Here is a 15,643-nt window from a genome sequence, read left to right on the forward strand (position 1 = left end):
TGTCAGCTTCAGCCTGACAGGCGGATCGGCATGATCAGGTAACGGTAGTCGGGAGCGCCGTCGCCGTCCACCGGCTTGCCCCCGGTGAGGATGGCGGGCTTGGTGGACGTGGTCATCTGCAGCCGGGCCACGTCGGAGTCGATCGCACCCAGCCCTTCCAGCAGGAACTGGTGGTTGAAGGCGATGTTCATCTCCTCGCCCTCGTAGTCCACGGGCAGCACCTCGACGGCCTGCGCCTCGTCGCCGCTGCCGGCCTCCAGCACGACCTCGCCGCTCCTGAACGCGAGACGCACGGGGGTGTTGCGCTCGGCGACCAGGGCCACGCGCTTGACCGCCTCGACGAACGGGCCTGTGGACAGGTCGGCGCGCGCGGAGAACTCCGTGGGCAGCAGCGAGCGGTACTTGGGGAACTCGGGGTCGAGCAGGCGCGTGGTGGTGCGCCGGCCGCCGCTGGAGAAGCCGATCATGCCCTCGCCGGCGCCGCCGGCCGAGCTGAGCGCGATCTCCACCTCGGCGCCGGACGAGCCGAGGGCCTTGGCCGTGTCGGCCAGGGTCTTGCCGGGGATCATCGCGACGGCCGAGATGTCGGGCTGGCCGGGCTGCCACTTCAGCTCGCGCACGGCCAGGCGGTAGCGGTCGGTCGCGGCGAGGGTGACCAGGTCGCCCTCGATCTCCATGCGGACGCCGGTGAGCATCGGCAGTGTGTCGTCACGGCCGGCGGCGACGGCGACCTGCGCGACGGCGGAGGCGAACACGTCGCTGCCCACCCGCCCGGCGGCCGGCGGCATGGCCGGGAGCGTCGGGTAGTCCTCCACAGGCATGGTGAGGAGTGTGAATCGCGCGCTGCCGCACGTGACGACCGCCTTGGCGCCGTCCACCACGAAGTCCACAGGCTGTGCGGGAAGGGAGCGGGTGATCTCGGCGAGGAGCTTGCCGGAGACGAGGACGACTCCCGGCTCGCCGGTCTGGAGCTCGAGCGTCACCTGGGCGGAGACCTCGTAGTCGAAGCCGGAGAGTTTGAGCCGCTGCTCGTCGGTCACCTCCATGCGCATGCCGGCGAGCACGGGCACCGACGGGCGGGCGGGAAGGCTGCGCGCCGTCCATGCCACCGCCTCAGCGAGGACGTCTCGCTCGATTCGGAACATCACCGTGATCAGCCTCCTGGGTGCCTCGTTGAGATTTCAAAGTGTCTCGCCTCCCGCACCTCCGGTCCGGGAGAACCCTTCTATGGGTCTTGAGTTCTTTCTAGATGAGATAAGTGGTCATCACACTAGGGGGTGTGGATACTGTGGACAACCGGCGTTTCCGCTGCTCAGGCCGCCTGTTTTCATCCACCGCCCCTGTGGGTGACGCCTGGGGACAACTTCGCCGCCTGGGGATGACGAAAAGTTGTGCACACGTTGTCCCCAGACCAGGGGGTGTTCATCCACCGGTCATCCACAAGGTTTCCACCGGTTATCCACGGGGTAAACCGCCTGTTCGCGCGGCCTCAGATGACTGTGCACAGGGCGTCCACAGGACATCCACAGGTTGTCCCCAAGTTATCCGCAGGATGTCCCCAGCTTTATCCCCAGCCCTTGTGGGCGAAATTTCCGGGCATTGTGGGGCGGCTGACGGCCGTCCGTGCGCGTTTCCCCTGGTCCACAGTGTTATCCACAGGCTGTGCATAACTGCTCAGGACCCGCTGGTGGTCTGTTTGATGCGCATTGTCAGCTCATTGACCTGGTTGTACATCGACCGGCGCTCCGCGATGAGGGACCGGATCTTGCGCTCCGCGTGCATCACCGTCGTGTGGTCGCGGCCGCCGAACTGCTGGCCGATCTTCGGCAGCGACAGCTCCGTCAGCTCGCGGGCGAGGTACATCGCGATCTGCCGGGCGTTCACCAGCGCCCGGCTGCGCGAGCTGCCACACAGGTCGTCGATGCTGATGCCGAAGTACTCGGCGGTCTTGGCCATGATGGTCGCGATCGTTATCTCCGGGCCCGACTCGGAGGTGATCAGATCCTTCAGCACCACCTCGGCGAGCTGCAGGTCGACGCCCTGCCGGTTGAGGCTGGCGAACGCGGTCACCCTGATCAGGGCGCCCTCGAGCTCGCGGATGTTGGTGGAGATGCGGCTCGCGATGTACTCCAGCACCTCGGGCGGCGCGGCCAGGCCCTCCTGGATCGCCTTCTTCCTGAGGATGGCGATGCGGGTCTCCAGCTCGGGCGGCTGGACGTCGGTGATCAGGCCCCACTCGAACCGGTTGCGAAGCCGGTCCTCCAGCGTGATGAGCTGCTTGGGCGCCCGGTCGCTGGAGATGACGATCTGCTTGTTGGCGTTGTGCAGCGTGTTGAAGGTGTGGAAGAACTCCTCCTGCGTCTGCTCCTTGCCCTCCAGGAACTGGATGTCGTCCACCAGCAGGATGTCGATCGCGCGGTAGCGCCCGCGGAAGCCGTCGGCCTTGTGGTCGCGGATGCTGTTGATGAAGTCGTTGGTGAACTCCTCCGAGCTCACGTACCTCACCCGCGCGCCGTCGTACAGGCTCTGCGCGTAATGGCCGATGGCGTGCAGGAGATGCGTCTTGCCGAGCCCCGAGTCGCCATAGATGAAGAGCGGGTTGTACGCCTTCGCGGGGGACTCGGCCACGGCCACAGCCGCGGCGTGTGCGAACCGGTTGCTGGCCCCGATGACGAATGTCTCAAATGTGTACTTCTGGTTGAGTCTGGCCGGTTCGCTGGGCTTTGTGCTCTTCGCCTCCCACCGGTTCGGCGGCGGTTCCGGCGCTTTCTCCACAGGCGGTGTGTACGGCTGGGCCTGTTCAAAAGTGAAGCCAGGCTGTGGATATTCGGTGGATGACTGAGCCGGCTCCGCCTGTGGAGAATAGAACTGCGGGGGCTCCGAAACGGCGTAATGCTGGGACGACGGGGGCTGTGGGAAACGCAGCTGCTGATCCACACCCTGGGGATAACCATTGCCCACAGGCTGTTGATGAGTCTCGCCGGAAGGCTGCTCGGGGGCCGTCGTGTCGATCATCACGGCCAGCCGCACGGCCTTGCCGAGCTCCTGCGACAGTGCCGTCGTCACCGGCTGGCGCAGCTTGCCCTCGATGAGGTCCTTGAGGAAGTCGTTGGGGACGCCCAGCACGATCGTGTCGCCGGCCGCGGCGATCGGGCGGACCATGGACAGCCACGTGCGCTGCTGGACGGGGACGTTCTCGTTGATGAAGTTGCCCAGAGCCCTGGACCAGACCGTGGCGAGCTCGGCAGCGTTCATGGCGCCACTCCCCTCCTTCCTTTTCGCGGCCCCCCGCGATTGTTATCCACACCCGGGTGCCGTCCGCGTGACGGTCGACCCCGTCCGTCCACAGCCCGGGAACCGCGCGCGATACCCAGGATCTCCACAGGTGATCCACAGGATGTCCACAGCCGCACATGGCCCTGGAGTGGCCGACAGTAGCTATGTGCACAGGCTGTGTACAAGACGTTGTCCACAGCCTAGTGGCACCTGGGTGCACATACTGTGGACGCGGCCGGGGCGGTGGAAAACCTGCCTGTGGATAGGTGGATAACCTCGCGGTGGCGTCCGCCGGTTTGACCTAGGACGCGTCTGGCCCGTAACGTACGACGGTCGGCTTGCCACGCGACGGCTATTTCGCGTGCCCTCGCTCCCACGGCAGGCCAGCCATGTGTTTCAAGCGCCCCTGGGCGCACCATCAAGCCTGGAGCCCACCCGTGAGCAAGCGTACTTTCCAGCCGAACAACCGTCGTCGCGCGAAGACCCACGGCTTCCGGCTGCGGATGCGCACCCGGGCCGGCCGCGCCATCCTCGCCGCCCGTCGTCGCAAGGGCCGCGAGAAGCTGTCGGCCTGATCGCCCCGCGCCTGATAGTCCGCCCGCCGGTGATGTCCGCCGGCGGGCAATAGGCGTATACGGTCCTTTCACGTGCTGTCCCGAGAATCCCGCATGCGGCGCGGGGAGGAGTTCCAGGAGGCGATCAAGCGCGGCAGACGCGCCGGTCGCCCCACTTTGGTGGTGCATCTCGTTGTTTCAGGGGATGAGACACCTCGGGTGGGTTTCGTGGTGAGCCGAGCCGTCGGTGGCGCCGTCATCCGCAACAAGGTCAAGCGTCGGCTTCGACACCTGATGCGGGACCGTCTCGCACGGCTGCCGAGAGGTAGCCTGCTTGTGGTACGCGCCAATCCACCGGCCGCGTCAGCGCGATCCGAGCACCTAGCCGCCGAGCTTGACCTCGCACTGGATCGACTCCTGAGGCGGCGTGAGTCCTCGATGGATGGACAAAGATGACGGAGCAGCCGCAGGGGATGCCGAGCCTCGCCGCTCGGGCACTGATCCTCCCCATCCGGTTCTACCGGGCCTTCATCGGCCCGATGCTCGGTCCGCACTGCCGTTTCCATCCTTCGTGCAGCGCATACGGACTCGAGGCGATCGCCGTACACGGTGCATTGCGCGGCACCTGGCTGACTGTCCGGCGCATCGGGCGGTGCCATCCATTTCATCCCGGAGGTATAGACCCGGTGCCCCCACGCCCGGTTCGGTCCCACGAAATGCAAGGGAGATAGCTCGGTGGAGCTGTCCTGGCTGAGCTGGCTCTATGAAGCCGTAGCCCACGTCATCATCTGGATCCATACGGGATACAGCACAGTCCTCAACCCGGACGGCGGGCTGACCTGGGCGCTGACCATCATCACGCTGACCGTGTGCATGAGGATCCTGATCTTCCCCCTGTTCCTCAAGCAGATGCGCTCGTCGCGGAAGATGCAGGAGCTGGCTCCCAAGGTCGCGGAGCTTCGTAAGCGGTACAAGAACGACAAGCAGCGCATGAACCAGGAGGTCATGGCGCTGTACCAAGGGCAGGGCGCCAACCCTCTCGGCGGCTGCCTGCCTGTCGTCGCGCAGTTCCCGATCTTCATCTCCATGTTCACCGTGCTGCGGGCGATGGCCGACGGCCGGCCCGTCTACGGCATGACGCAGGAGCTCGTCGACAGCGCCCGGTCCGCGCACATCTTCGGCGCGCCGCTGCCCGCCAGCTTCTTCATGTCCGAGGCGCAGATCCAGGGCTTCGACGCGACGGTCATCCAGACCAAGATCGTGCTGGGGATCTTCGTGGCGATCAGCTCGCTGACCACGTTCCTCACCGTCCGGCAGAGCGTCGGCCGCTCCATGGCCCAGATGCCGGACAACCCCATGGCGCAGCAGCAGAAGATCCTCATGTACATCTCGCCGCTGTTCGCCTTCTTCAGCCTGAACTTCCCGCTCGGCCTGATCCTCTACTGGGTCACCACCAACCTGTGGACGCTCGGCCAGCAGCACTGGTTCTACAGCCGGCACCCCATGCCGCAGTACGACGCCAAGGGCAACGTCATCCCCGTCCAGCCCAAGCAGGGGCTCATCTCCAAGATCCGTGGCACCACTCCCGAAGAGCAGGCGCCCCCCGCTCCGCCCGAGCCTAAGATCGTCAGACAGCAGCCCACCCGCCAGCCCCGCAGCAAGCGAACCGGCAGCAAGAAGTCGTGAACACGAAGGAGAGGGCGGTCATGACCGAGGCCGAGCAGGAGAAGGCTCCTGATCTCAACGCGCTTGAGCAGGAGGGCGAGATCGCGGCCGACTACATCGAGGGCCTTCTCGACATCGCCGACATCGACGGCGACATCGACATGGACGTCGAGGGCGACCGTGCCCTCGTCTCCGTCGTCGGGCTCAAGGGCAACGAACTCGTCGGACCTGAGGGGGAGGTGCTGGAGGCGCTCCAGGAGCTCACCCGCCTGGCCGTGCACCGGCAGACCGGGGAGCGGTCGCGCCTCATGCTCGACGTCGCCGGCTACCGCGAGCGCCGCCGCGCCGAGCTGACCAAGCTGGGCAGCGAGGTCGCCCACCAGGTCCGGGAGAAGGGCGAGCCCAAGTCGCTGAGCCCCATGACCCCGTTCGAGCGCAAAATCGTCCACGACGCTGTGGCCGCCGCCGGGCTCCGCAGCGAGTCCGAGGGCGAGGAGCCTCAGCGGTACGTGGTGGTCTTCCCCGCCTGACCCCCGGCCCCGTGCACCAGTCCGGCCGCCAGCCCCGACACGCGAGGGCTGGCGGCCGTTCGCATCTCCCCCTCTTTTCGCCCGTCTTGGGAGGTACGCGACCCCGTACGGAAGCGCGGGACGCCCGGCGGGGTGGTTCGGTCGTCTCCCGGTGACGTCTCGTACGAGCCGCACTCAAGAAGGTGGCTAGCCTTGACTCGACACCGCCCGCGGACCGCCGCAGAGGTCATCCGTCACCACCCCGAGAAAGGGCCACCTACCAGTGAGCGATGAGCTACCCGCTCCGCCCGGCATCGCACGGGACGTCTTCACCGGCGAGGCATGGGACCGGGCGAACACGTTCGCCGAGCTCCTGGCCGGGCCGGGCGTCGTGCGCGGCCTGCTGGGCCCGCGCGAGGTGCCGCGCATCTGGGACCGTCACCTGCTCAACTGCGCCGTCGTCGCCGAGGCCGTGCCCGAGAACGCCAGCCTGGTCGACATCGGCTCCGGCGCCGGGCTGCCCGGACTGGTGCTGGCGATCGTCCGGCAGGACGTTCAGGTCTCCCTCCTGGAGCCGTTGCTGCGCCGCACCGTCTTCCTGGAAGAGTGCGTCGAGGCGCTGAAGCTGAGCAACGTCGAGGTGGTGCGCGGCCGGGCGGAGGAGCTGGCGGGCAAACGGGTGTTCGACGTGGCGAGCGCTCGCGCGGTCGCGCCGCTGGACCGGCTGCTGAAGTGGGCCATGCCGCTCCTGCGCGAAGGCGGCGAGCTGATCGCCATGAAGGGGGAGCGCGCGGCCGAGGAGCTCGCCGAGGCCGAGCCACAGCTCCGGGCCGTTGGAGCGAGGACGGCTGAGCTTGTCACAGTCGGGCGCGGTAAGGTCGAGCCGCCTGCGACACTGGTCCGGGTGGTAGCAGGTCGCTCGCCGGAGGTTGCCAGGCGGCGACGAAGGAGGTGACGGTGGTGCCAGTCGCGTCAAGCGGTCTTGGCTGGCCCGACGGTCCTCTGGCCGAAAGTCCCACGGGCGTGGGCTGGCCCGAATTGGGCGTGTCGCCGCAGCGAATTCCCGACACCGGCCCACCACGGGTTGAAAGGATGGCCATCGTGACCCAGACCCCACTGAACCCCGGCGATTCCCCTTTGGTACGAGAGGCGCTCAGCTCCGTGGTTTCACGTGAAACATCTGCGACTCAGACGGCCAGCCAGGCCGAGGACGCTCCCGGCGGCAGTGAGAGTACGTGGCCCCGTCCGTCGAAGTGCAGAGTGATCGCGGTTGCCAACCAGAAGGGCGGCGTCGGCAAGACCACGACGTCCGTCAACATCGCGGCGGCGCTCTCCATGAACGGCCAGCGTGTCCTGGTCGTTGATCTTGACCCTCAGGGCAACGCCTCAACGGCGCTGGCCACCGAGCACCGCGGTGACGTCCCCGACGTGTACCAGGTCCTGGTGGACGACCTCCCGATGGCCGACATCGTGAAGCAGGTACCCGACATGCCGGGCCTGTACTGTGCGCCTGCCACGATCGACCTGGCCGGCGCGGAGATCGAGCTGGTCTCGCTGGTGGCCCGCGAGGCGCGCCTGCGCCGTGCGTTCAGCGCGTACACCGCCGAGCTGGACTACATCATCATCGACTGCCCGCCGTCGCTCGGCCTGCTGACGGTCAACGCGCTGGTGGCCGCGGACGAGGTCATGATTCCCATCCAGTGCGAGTACTACGCACTGGAGGGCCTCGGCCAGCTCCTGCGCAACGTCGACCTGATCAAGGCGCATCTCAACCCGACGCTGCGGCTGTCGACGATCGTCCTCACCATGTACGACGGGCGCACGCGCCTGGCGTCGCAGGTGGCGGAGGAGGTCCGGGCGCACTTCGGCGAGACGGTCCTCAACACCGTGATCCCGCGCAGCGTCCGCCTGTCGGAGGCGCCCAGCTACGGGCAGTCGGTCATGACGTACGACCCGGGATCGAGCGGCGCCATGGCGTACATGGACGCGGCCAGAGAGATCGCCCACCAGGTCGTGGTGTAGCACCTCGACCGAACCGGCGGAAAGTCCCCGGCGCCCGCTACGGAGAAGAACTTCCCACCGGAACCCGAGCAACGCCGGCGGCGGCGCCTGTGGCATGCCCGCGCGCAGCGAGCGGGACTCGCCATGTGCACCCGGGAGGGCGGTTGTGGCGGAGTCGGCCGGGGCGCTGGGCAGGTGACCTCCACCGCTGAGGCTCGGCAGGTGACGCCGGTATGGGCTCGCCACGTGTCCGCCTTGTCATGCCCGGGGTCCGGCTTGCCAGGTGTAAATCAGGAACAACGGCGTGTGGCGAGGACACACCGGGCCGCGTCGGCACCGGTAACCTCTCCTGGAGTGACCGGATTCGGCCGGGTGGAGGAGACGCAGTGAGTCAGCAGCGGCGGGGACTGGGCAAGGGACTCGGGGCGCTCATCCCGACCGGTCCCATCGGTGACGGTACGGGGACGGAGTCGGCCCCCGCCAACGGCACGACCACCGAGAGCGGCCCTCTGCCGATCGCCGGGGCGTATTTCAGGGAGATTCCCCTCAAAGCCATCGTGCCGAACCCCCGGCAGCCACGTGACATCTTCGACGAGGAGCGGCTGGAAGAGCTGGCGGCCTCCATCCGCGAGGTGGGCCTGCTGCAGCCGATCGTCGTCCGCTCGGTCGGCGGTGGCGAGTACGAGCTGATCATGGGAGAGCGGCGTTGGCGTGCCTCCAGGCTGGCGGGGCTCGACCCGGTGCCGGCGATCGTGCGCAACACCCAGGACGACGACCTCCTCCGCGACGCCCTCATCGAGAACCTCCAGCGCGAGCAGCTCAACCCCCTCGAAGAGGCCGCCGCCTACCAGCAGCTCCTGGACGACTTCAGGGCGACGCACGAGCAGCTCGCCCAGAAGGTCGGCCGCTCCCGCTCCCACATCACGAACACCCTGCGCCTGCTCAACCTCCCGCCCGAGGTGCAGCTCCGGGTGGCGGCCGGCACCATCAGCGCCGGTCACGCCCGCGCCCTGCTGGGTCTCGACAGTGCCGCGGAGCAGATCCGGCTGGCGGACCGGATCGTCGCCGAGCTGCTGTCGGTACGGGCGGTCGAGGAGATCGTCGCGCTCGGCGGTGCGACGGCGGCCCCCAAGCCCACTCGCGAGCGCCGCCCCACCAACCGGCCCACCGCCCCCGGCCTCACCCACCTCGCCGACCGCCTCTCGGACCACTTCGAGACGAAGGTCAAGGTGGACCTGGGCCGGCGCAAGGGGCGGATCGTGGTGGAGTTCGCCACGATCGACGACCTGGAGCGCATCATCGGCACCATGGCTCCTGAGGCCGCCCGCGCCATGCGGGAAGCCGACGCCTGACCTCTGTTTCACGTGAAACAACGCCGCCCTGAGCGCCGCCCTGTTTCACGTGAAACCACAGCGGCTGGACGCCGTCGCGCGTACTACCCAGTCACCCCAGCGGTCTCGCGTCGCCTGTACCACCTGTCACCCCAGCGGTCTAGCGCCGCCATCACTCCAGCGGCCTGGCGCCGGCTGTCCCGCCTGTCACTCCAGCGGCCTGGCGCCGGCTGTACCGCCTGTCACTCCAGCGGCCTGGCGCCCGCTGTTTCGCCTATCACTACCGCGGGCTTACGCCGTCGCCTGCCTGAAGCCACACCATCTCGTCGCTCAGGTCGCGCCTTGCCGGCTCCTGGTGCCCCGCCGTCGCCGTCGCCGCTCGGTCTCGTTGCCCGCCGCTCAAGCTTGTCGTAAGTTGCTCTCCTGGCCGGCCGCCCAGGCGCCAGCCGCCCAGCCGCCAGCCGCCCAGCCGCCAGTCGCCGGTTGCCGGTTGCCGGTTGCCGGTTGCCTAGTCGCCAGGCGCCAGCCGCCAGTCACTGACGCCGACGCCGGTCGCCGGTCCTGGGTCGCTGATCGCTGGTCACCGGAGGCTCATCGCCTGTCAGGCCATGACCGGAGGCCCCATGACCGGGGCCCATGACCGGAGGCCCATGACCGCGACTCTCCCGACGCTGCCGTCCCGGCTGCGCGACTCCCCGCCGGGCTTACGCCCCCTCCGACTGAGCGCCCCCTACGCGTCCTCAGCGCCCGCGCCCAGCGGGCGCCCGCCCAGTGCACGCTCCGCCCAGCCGGCGCCCACCACTGCACGCTCCCTCCAGTGTGCGCTCCGCTCGCGCTCTCCATGTGCGCCCTCATCGGGGGGCCCAGTGTGCGCCCTGCCTACGCTTCGGGTGGACGCCCAGCGGACGCCCCAACGCGCGCTTCCGCCCCAACGCGCGCTTCCGCCCCAACGCGCGCTTCCGCCCCAACGCGCGCTTCCGCCCAAGGCGCGCTTCCGCCCCAGCGCTGCGCCCGCAGCGCGCGCTCCCCCCTACGCTGCCTCCCTCCACGCATCCCCGACCGTGCGGCCTGCGGCTACGCCCCAGACCGTGCGACCTTCATCTTCGCCGCCCCCCAATCGCGGTCTGGCTTTCGGCGGTGTCGGCGAAGCTCCCCGTGCCGGGCGGCGTGAACCTGTTCCCGGTGGCTCGGCGTTGGTCGTGTTTCACGTGAAACCATGTCGTCCGGCCACCCGTTCCACGTGAAACAAGGCCGCAGGCGAGCGGCTGTTTCACGTGAAACAGTGCCCGCCGAGCAGAGGCGAGCCATAAGCACCGATCAGCACGCCACTCCAGCGACGCCAGTCCAGCGGCGCCGTTTCACGTGAAACATGGGAGTGAGACACAAGCGCGGGAGGGCGCCCGTCGAGCACCCTCAGGCGCCGACCGCCTTGCGGATGTCGTCCAGGAAATCGTCCACGTGTTCCGGCGTGGTGTCGAAGGCGGTCATCCAGCGGACCACACCCGCGTCCTCGTCCCAATGGTGGAAGAGGTAGCGCCCCAGCAACGCGGCGGCCGCGTTCTTCGGCAGGGCGGCGAAGACGGCGTTGCTCTGAGGCGGGTAGGCCAGTGAAACCCCCGGCAGTCCTTCGATCCCGGCAGCCAGGCGGGCGGCCATGGCGTTCGCGTGGGCGGCGTTGCGGCGCCACAGCTCGTCCGTCAGCAGAGCCGAGAGCTGCGCCGAGACGTACCGCATCTTGGAGGCGAGCTGGAGCGACTGCCGCCGCAGGAACGGCACGGCGTGCGCCAGGGACGGGTCCAGGACGACCACCGCCTCGGCCGCCAGCGCGCCGTTCTTGGTGCCGCCGAAGCTGAAGACGTCCACGCCGGCGTTCGTCGTGATGGTCCGAAGGTCGCACTCCAGGTACGCGGCGGCGTTCGCCAGCCGGGCGCCGTCCACGTGCAGGCGCATCCCCGAGTCGTGCGCGACGCGGGCGAGCGCGGCGAGCTCGTCGGGGGAGTAGCAGGTGCCGAGCTCGGTCACCTGGGAGATGGAGACGACGCGCGGCTGCGGCTCGTGCGGGAGGCCCAGAACACCCAGACGGCTGGTGATGTGGTGCGGGCGCAGCTTGCCGTCCTCCGTCGGGACGGTGATGAGCTTGACCCCCAGCAGCCGCTCCGCCGCACCGGTCTCGTGCGTGGCGATGTGCGCGGTCTCCGGGCAGATGACGGCGTCGTAGCGGCCCAGCATGAGGGCCAGCCCGACCATGTTGGCCCCGGCGCCGTTGAACACGGCGAACCCCTCCGCCTCGCCGCCGAACACTTCCTTGACCTGACGCTCGAGACCCTCGGTCCATCGGTCGCCTCCGTACGCGGGGGCGTCGCCGTCGTTGGCGGCCGTCATGGCGTCGAGGACGGCCGGATGCACGCCGGCGTGGTTGTCGCTGGCGAAGCTCTTGGGATAGATGGAATCGATCAGCACATCCCAAGGCTACTGATGCGGGCCGAGCCGCCCTCCTCGCGGAAGGCCGCTCGGCGGCGGTCAGCCCTGGGCGCGGCCGGCCGCGCGGCGGAGCAGGATGAGGCAGAGGTCGCCCAGGTCCTGACCCGCCGCCTCTGCCGCCATCGGCAGGAGGCTCGTCTCGGTCATGCCGGGCGCGACGTTGACCTCCAGGAAGTGCGGCTGTCCCGAGGCGTCCACGATGAGATCGGTCCGGGAGATGTCGCGCAGTCCCAGCGCGGTGTGAGCCTTCACGGCCGCCTCGGCGCAGGCGGCCGCGGCGTCGGGTGTGAGGCGGGCCGGGGCGAAGAACTCGGTGTGCCCTGCCGTGTAGCGGGCCGCGTAGTCGTAGACCCCGGCGTCCGGGACGATCTCGACCGGCGGCAGCGCCACGGGACCGTGTCCCAGGTCGACCACCGAGACCGCCACCTCCACTCCTTCCACGTACCGCTCGATCAGCGCGGTGTCGCCGTAGGCGAAGCAGCCCACCATCGCGGCGGGCAGCTCCTCGGCGGTGCGCACGAACGAGGCGCCCAGCGCGGAGCCGCCCCGGGCGGGCTTGACGAAGAGGGGGAGGCCGAGCCGCTCCACGATGCGCCCGAGCACGGCCGTGGCGCCCAGGTCGTGGAACGTCTCCTTCGGCAGCGTGACGGACTGCGGCGTCCGCAGTCCGACCGAGCGGACGACCCCCTTGGCGGTGGGCTTGTCGAAGGCCACCCGGCACGCGTCGGGATCCGCGCCGACGTACGGGACGCCGAGCAGCTCCAGCACCGAACGGATCGCGCCGTCCTCGCCGGCGCCTCCGTGCAGCGTGACGAAGACGGCGTCCGGCGGATCGGCGAGAATGGCGGGCACGAGCGACGCGTCGGTGTCGCGGGTCTCCACGTCGATGCCCGCCGCGCGCAGCACCTCGCTCACGCGGCGGCCCGAGCGCAGGGACACCTCACGCTCGTACGAGAGGCCCCCGGCCAGCACGAGCACGTGGCCCAGATCGCTCATCACATCTCCTCCGCTGATGGCACGCTGTCCAACCGTACCGGCGGCGGGCAGCCCTGGTGCACGGCGGGCGGCACCGGCCGACCGCGTGGCGTCATCCTGTCGTTCGTGGGCTGCCCGGTCCGGCCACGGTGCGGTGCTGACAGGCGAAGGCCGCGGGGAATGCATGCGGTGCGGTCACTGCCGTGCGATCGCACAGCACACGCCATACAGCGAGCCCGCACCGAGACGGGACCGTCCGGGCCGGCGTCCGCGCGGGGACACCGGCCCGTACGGGTACGAGTGCAGTGGAACGAAGAGCAGGCGTGAGGGGGAGCCTCAGGCCAGGTCGGGCCCCGGTGTGTCGACGCCCGCGTGCCCGCGCGTGGACCCCGTGCCGAACGTGTCGCGCAGCTGGATCTCCTGCTCGATCACCCCGGAGAGCCGTCGCACGCCCTCCCGGATACGGTCCGGCTCCGGGTAGCAGTACGACAGGCGCATGTTGCGCGCCCCGCTCCCGTCCGAGAAGAATCCCGTGCCGGGCACGAAGGCCACCCGCTCCGCCACCGCGCGCGGCAGGATGGCCTTGGAGTCGAGCCCCTCGGGCAGCGACGCCCAGACGAAGAACCCGCCTCCCGGCCGCGTCCAGGTGACCTCGGGTGGCATGAGCGCCCCCAGGGCCTCTAGCAGCGCGTCACGGCGCTCCCGGTACAGCTCCCTGAACGACTTGATCTGCTCCCGCCATGGCTGCGTGGCCAGGTACTGGCCGACGGCGAGCTGCGTGAACGACGAGTGCGACAGGACGGCCGACTCCATGGCCAGGATGAGCTTGTCGCGGATGGCGTGCGGGGCGAGCGCCCAGCCGACGCGGAACCCGGGCGCGAGCGTCTTGGAGAACGACCCGAGGTAGACCACCCCGTCGGCGTTGTCCGCGCGCAGGGCGCGCATCGGCTCGCCGTCGAAGCCGAGCAGCCCGTACGGGTTGTCCTCGACGATGAGCACGCCGGCCCGCTGGCAGATGTCGAGCACCTGCTGGCGGCGGGCCACGTTGAGCGTGACGCCGCCGGGGTTGTGGAACGTCGGGATCGTGTAGAGGAACTTGATCGGCGCCCCGGCGGTCTCCAGGGCGTAGATGGTCTGCGCCAGCGACTCGGGCACGATGCCCTGGTCGTCCATGGCGACGTGCACCACCTTGGCCTCGTACGCGGCGAAGGTGCCGAGGGCGCCCACGTAGGACGGGCCCTCGGCCAGCACCACGTCGCCGGGGTCGATGAAGATGCGGGTGATCAGGTCGAGCGCCTGCTGCGACCCCACGGTGACGACGACGTCGTCCGCCCCGGCCTGAATCCCCTCCAGCCGCATGACCTCGCAGATCTGCTCGCGCAGGTGCGGATCGCCCTGGCCGGAGCCGTACTGCAGAGCCACCGGGCCACGCCTGGTGACCAGGTCGGAGACGAGCTCGCCGACCATGTCGAGGGGGAGGGCCGTGACGTACGGCATGCCGCCGGCGAGCGAGACCACCTCTGGTCTCGACGCGACGGCGAAGAGAGCTCGGATCTCGGAGGCGACCATCCCGGTAGCTCGCGCGGCGTACCGGTCGACGTAGGCGTCGATGCGCGATCCATGGATCGCGGGTGTCTGACCGTGATTGAGCTCTTCTGTCACGGTCCACCTCCTCGGTGTCAGATAGACCTGGAACAACAGATTACGCCAGTCGGGCATGTCGCCCGTGACCGGGCTGGACGCCGTGGTACCCGCTGACGGCGTCCCACTGAGCTACGATGCCAGCTGGGGACGCGGTTTTCGCGGGCTTTTCCGGGTCAACGATTGGGGCCGTAGTTGTCGCGCCGGCTGGTCAACATCACCCTGGACAATCTTGACGATCTGCCGCGCCGTTGCAGGCGGTGCGTGTTCTGGGAGCTCGACCCGCTCGGCGGCGAGCGCGCGGTCGACTCGGGAGACCCCGCGCTGGAGAAAGAGGCGTGGATCTCCGCCACCCTGCTGGAGTGGGGCAGTTGCGGGAAGATCGTTTATGTCGACGGGGTGCCCGCCGGGTTCGTCCTGTACAGCCCGCCGCTCTACACCCCGCGCTCCCTCGCCTTCCCCACCTCGCCGGTCAGCGCGGACGCGGTGCTGCTGATGACGGCGCACATCATCCCCGAGTTCTCGGGCGGCGGCCTGGGGCGGATGCTGATCCAGGGCATGGCCAAGGACCTGACCCGGCGGGGCGTCAAGGCCATCGAGGCGTTCGGCGACCTGAAGTGGGAGGAGCCGAGCTGCGTGGTGCCGGCCGACTACCTGCTCTCGGTCGGGTTCAAGACGGTACGGCCGCATCTGCGGTTCCCCCGGCTACGGCTGGAGCTGAAGACGGCCGTGTCGTGGCGCGAGGACGTCGAGGTGGCGCTGGAGCGGCTCCTCGGCTCCATGAGCCCGGAACGGGCCCTTCGCCCCGTCTGAGCCACTTCTGGCCCCGTACAACCGGAAGGCCCCCCGCGTGAGCGGAGGGCCTTCGTCATCGGTGCAGCGTGATCGCGGAGCCTCAGATGATGCCGTCGAGCTCGCGCAGCAGCATGGCCTTCGGCTTGGCGCCGATGATCTGCTTGACCACCTCGCCGTTCTTGAAGACGTTCATGGTCGGGATCTGCAGCACGCCGTAGTCGCGCGGCACGTTGGGGTTCTCGTCGATGTTGAGCTTGACGATCTCCAGCTTGTCGCCGTGCTCCTTGGCGATCTCTTCGAGGATGGGCGCGACCTGACGGCACGGGCCGCACCACTCGGCCCAGAAGTCGACCAGAACGGGCTTGTCGCTCTTCAGGACGTCGGCCTCGAACGTGGCGTCGGTTACTGCCTTCAC

General features: G+C 69.0%; 15 protein-coding genes. 9 read left to right on the forward strand and 6 right to left on the reverse strand.

From position 1 onward, the window contains the following. Nucleotides 1–8: 8 nt before the first annotated feature. Both dnaN and dnaA read right to left on the reverse strand, forming a co-directional pair. A complete protein-coding gene (dnaN, locus tag MTP10_RS04800; RefSeq protein WP_310707764.1) occupies nt 9–1,148 on the reverse strand; it encodes a DNA polymerase III subunit beta in 1,140 nt (379 codons plus the stop codon). 526 nt (nt 1,149–1,674) lie between these two features. Continuing rightward, the gene (dnaA, locus tag MTP10_RS04805; protein WP_310707765.1) at nt 1,675–3,255 is read right to left on the reverse strand and encodes a chromosomal replication initiator protein DnaA; all 1,581 of its coding nucleotides are present in this window, start codon (nt 3,253–3,255) and stop codon (nt 1,675–1,677) included. A 458-nt stretch (nt 3,256–3,713) separates the two neighbouring features. Between dnaA and rpmH the strand changes: the two genes are divergently transcribed. From rpmH to MTP10_RS04845, 8 genes are all read left to right on the forward strand, one after another. Further along, nucleotides 3,714–3,851 (forward strand): 50S ribosomal protein L34, encoded by a 138-nt coding sequence (gene rpmH, locus MTP10_RS04810; protein WP_043614899.1) that lies wholly within the window; start codon nt 3,714–3,716, stop codon nt 3,849–3,851. A gap of 72 nt (nt 3,852–3,923) precedes the next feature. After that, nucleotides 3,924–4,286 (forward strand): ribonuclease P protein component, encoded by a 363-nt coding sequence (gene rnpA, locus MTP10_RS04815; RefSeq protein WP_310707766.1) that lies wholly within the window; start codon nt 3,924–3,926, stop codon nt 4,284–4,286. A gap of 17 nt (nt 4,287–4,303) precedes the next feature. Further along, nucleotides 4,304–4,561: a membrane protein insertion efficiency factor YidD gene (gene yidD, locus MTP10_RS04820; RefSeq protein ID WP_310708156.1), complete on the forward strand. Its 258-nt coding sequence runs from the start codon at nt 4,304–4,306 to the stop codon at nt 4,559–4,561. A gap of 4 nt (nt 4,562–4,565) precedes the next feature. Continuing rightward, entirely contained in the window at nt 4,566–5,516 is a 951-nt protein-coding gene (gene yidC, locus MTP10_RS04825; protein WP_310707767.1) for a membrane protein insertase YidC, read from the forward strand. A 20-nt stretch (nt 5,517–5,536) separates the two neighbouring features. After that, nucleotides 5,537–6,025, forward strand: coding sequence for a R3H domain-containing nucleic acid-binding protein (locus MTP10_RS04830; RefSeq protein WP_310708157.1), 489 nt, complete (start codon nt 5,537–5,539; stop codon nt 6,023–6,025). 262 nt (nt 6,026–6,287) lie between these two features. Continuing rightward, entirely contained in the window at nt 6,288–6,959 is a 672-nt protein-coding gene (gene rsmG / locus MTP10_RS04835) for a 16S rRNA (guanine(527)-N(7))-methyltransferase RsmG (protein ID WP_310707768.1), read from the forward strand. A 137-nt stretch (nt 6,960–7,096) separates the two neighbouring features. After that, complete coding sequence (locus tag MTP10_RS04840) at nt 7,097–8,026, forward strand: ParA family protein (protein WP_310707769.1); 930 nt, start codon at nt 7,097–7,099, stop codon at nt 8,024–8,026. Between the two features lie 365 nt (nt 8,027–8,391). Continuing rightward, nucleotides 8,392–9,357, forward strand: coding sequence for a ParB/RepB/Spo0J family partition protein (locus MTP10_RS04845; protein WP_310707770.1), 966 nt, complete (start codon nt 8,392–8,394; stop codon nt 9,355–9,357). Nucleotides 9,358–10,749: 1,392 nt separating this feature from the next. On the opposite strand, the gene MTP10_RS04850 is transcribed toward MTP10_RS04845, so the two are convergent. From MTP10_RS04850 to MTP10_RS04860, 3 genes are all read right to left on the reverse strand, one after another. Further along, nucleotides 10,750–11,796, reverse strand: coding sequence for an aminotransferase class V-fold PLP-dependent enzyme (locus MTP10_RS04850; protein ID WP_310707771.1), 1,047 nt, complete (start codon nt 11,794–11,796; stop codon nt 10,750–10,752). A gap of 60 nt (nt 11,797–11,856) precedes the next feature. Then, nucleotides 11,857–12,813 carry a D-alanine--D-alanine ligase gene (locus MTP10_RS04855; RefSeq protein ID WP_310707772.1) on the reverse strand — a complete coding sequence of 319 codons (957 nt, stop codon included), beginning with the start codon at nt 12,811–12,813 and terminating at the stop codon, nt 11,857–11,859. Nucleotides 12,814–13,128: 315 nt separating this feature from the next. Next, on the reverse strand, nt 13,129–14,361 hold the full coding sequence (locus MTP10_RS04860; RefSeq protein WP_310708158.1) for a PLP-dependent aminotransferase family protein: 1,233 nt from the start codon (nt 14,359–14,361) through the stop codon (nt 13,129–13,131). 267 nt (nt 14,362–14,628) lie between these two features. Here MTP10_RS04860 and MTP10_RS04865 point away from each other — a divergent pair, with 267 nt between their 5' ends. Beyond that, the gene (locus tag MTP10_RS04865; protein ID WP_310707773.1) at nt 14,629–15,246 is read left to right on the forward strand and encodes a GNAT family N-acetyltransferase; all 618 of its coding nucleotides are present in this window, start codon (nt 14,629–14,631) and stop codon (nt 15,244–15,246) included. Nucleotides 15,247–15,328: 82 nt separating this feature from the next. Here the strand turns inward: MTP10_RS04865 and trxA are convergent, their stop codons facing one another. After that, nucleotides 15,329–15,643, reverse strand: coding sequence for a thioredoxin (trxA, locus tag MTP10_RS04870; RefSeq protein WP_310707774.1), 315 nt, complete (start codon nt 15,641–15,643; stop codon nt 15,329–15,331).

The organism is Nonomuraea sp. 3-1Str (genome assembly GCF_031570565.1).
Taxonomy (GTDB): Bacteria; Actinomycetota; Actinomycetes; order Streptosporangiales; family Streptosporangiaceae; genus Nonomuraea.

Excerpts from the sequence above, each read along its gene's own strand:
- MTP10_RS04830 (WP_310708157.1), top strand. The coding sequence starts at position 5,537 with ATGACCGAGGCCGAGCAGGAGAAGGCTCCTGATCTCAACGCGCTTGAG.
- MTP10_RS04840 (WP_310707769.1), top strand. The coding sequence starts at position 7,097 with ATGGCCATCGTGACCCAGACCCCACTGAACCCCGGCGATTCCCCTTTG.
- MTP10_RS04860 (WP_310708158.1), bottom strand. The coding sequence starts at position 14,361 with ATGGTCGCCTCCGAGATCCGAGCTCTCTTCGCCGTCGCGTCGAGACCA.
- yidD (WP_310708156.1), top strand. The coding sequence starts at position 4,304 with ATGCCGAGCCTCGCCGCTCGGGCACTGATCCTCCCCATCCGGTTCTAC.
- dnaA (WP_310707765.1), bottom strand. The coding sequence starts at position 3,255 with ATGAACGCTGCCGAGCTCGCCACGGTCTGGTCCAGGGCTCTGGGCAAC.
- MTP10_RS04855 (WP_310707772.1), bottom strand. The coding sequence starts at position 12,813 with ATGAGCGATCTGGGCCACGTGCTCGTGCTGGCCGGGGGCCTCTCGTAC.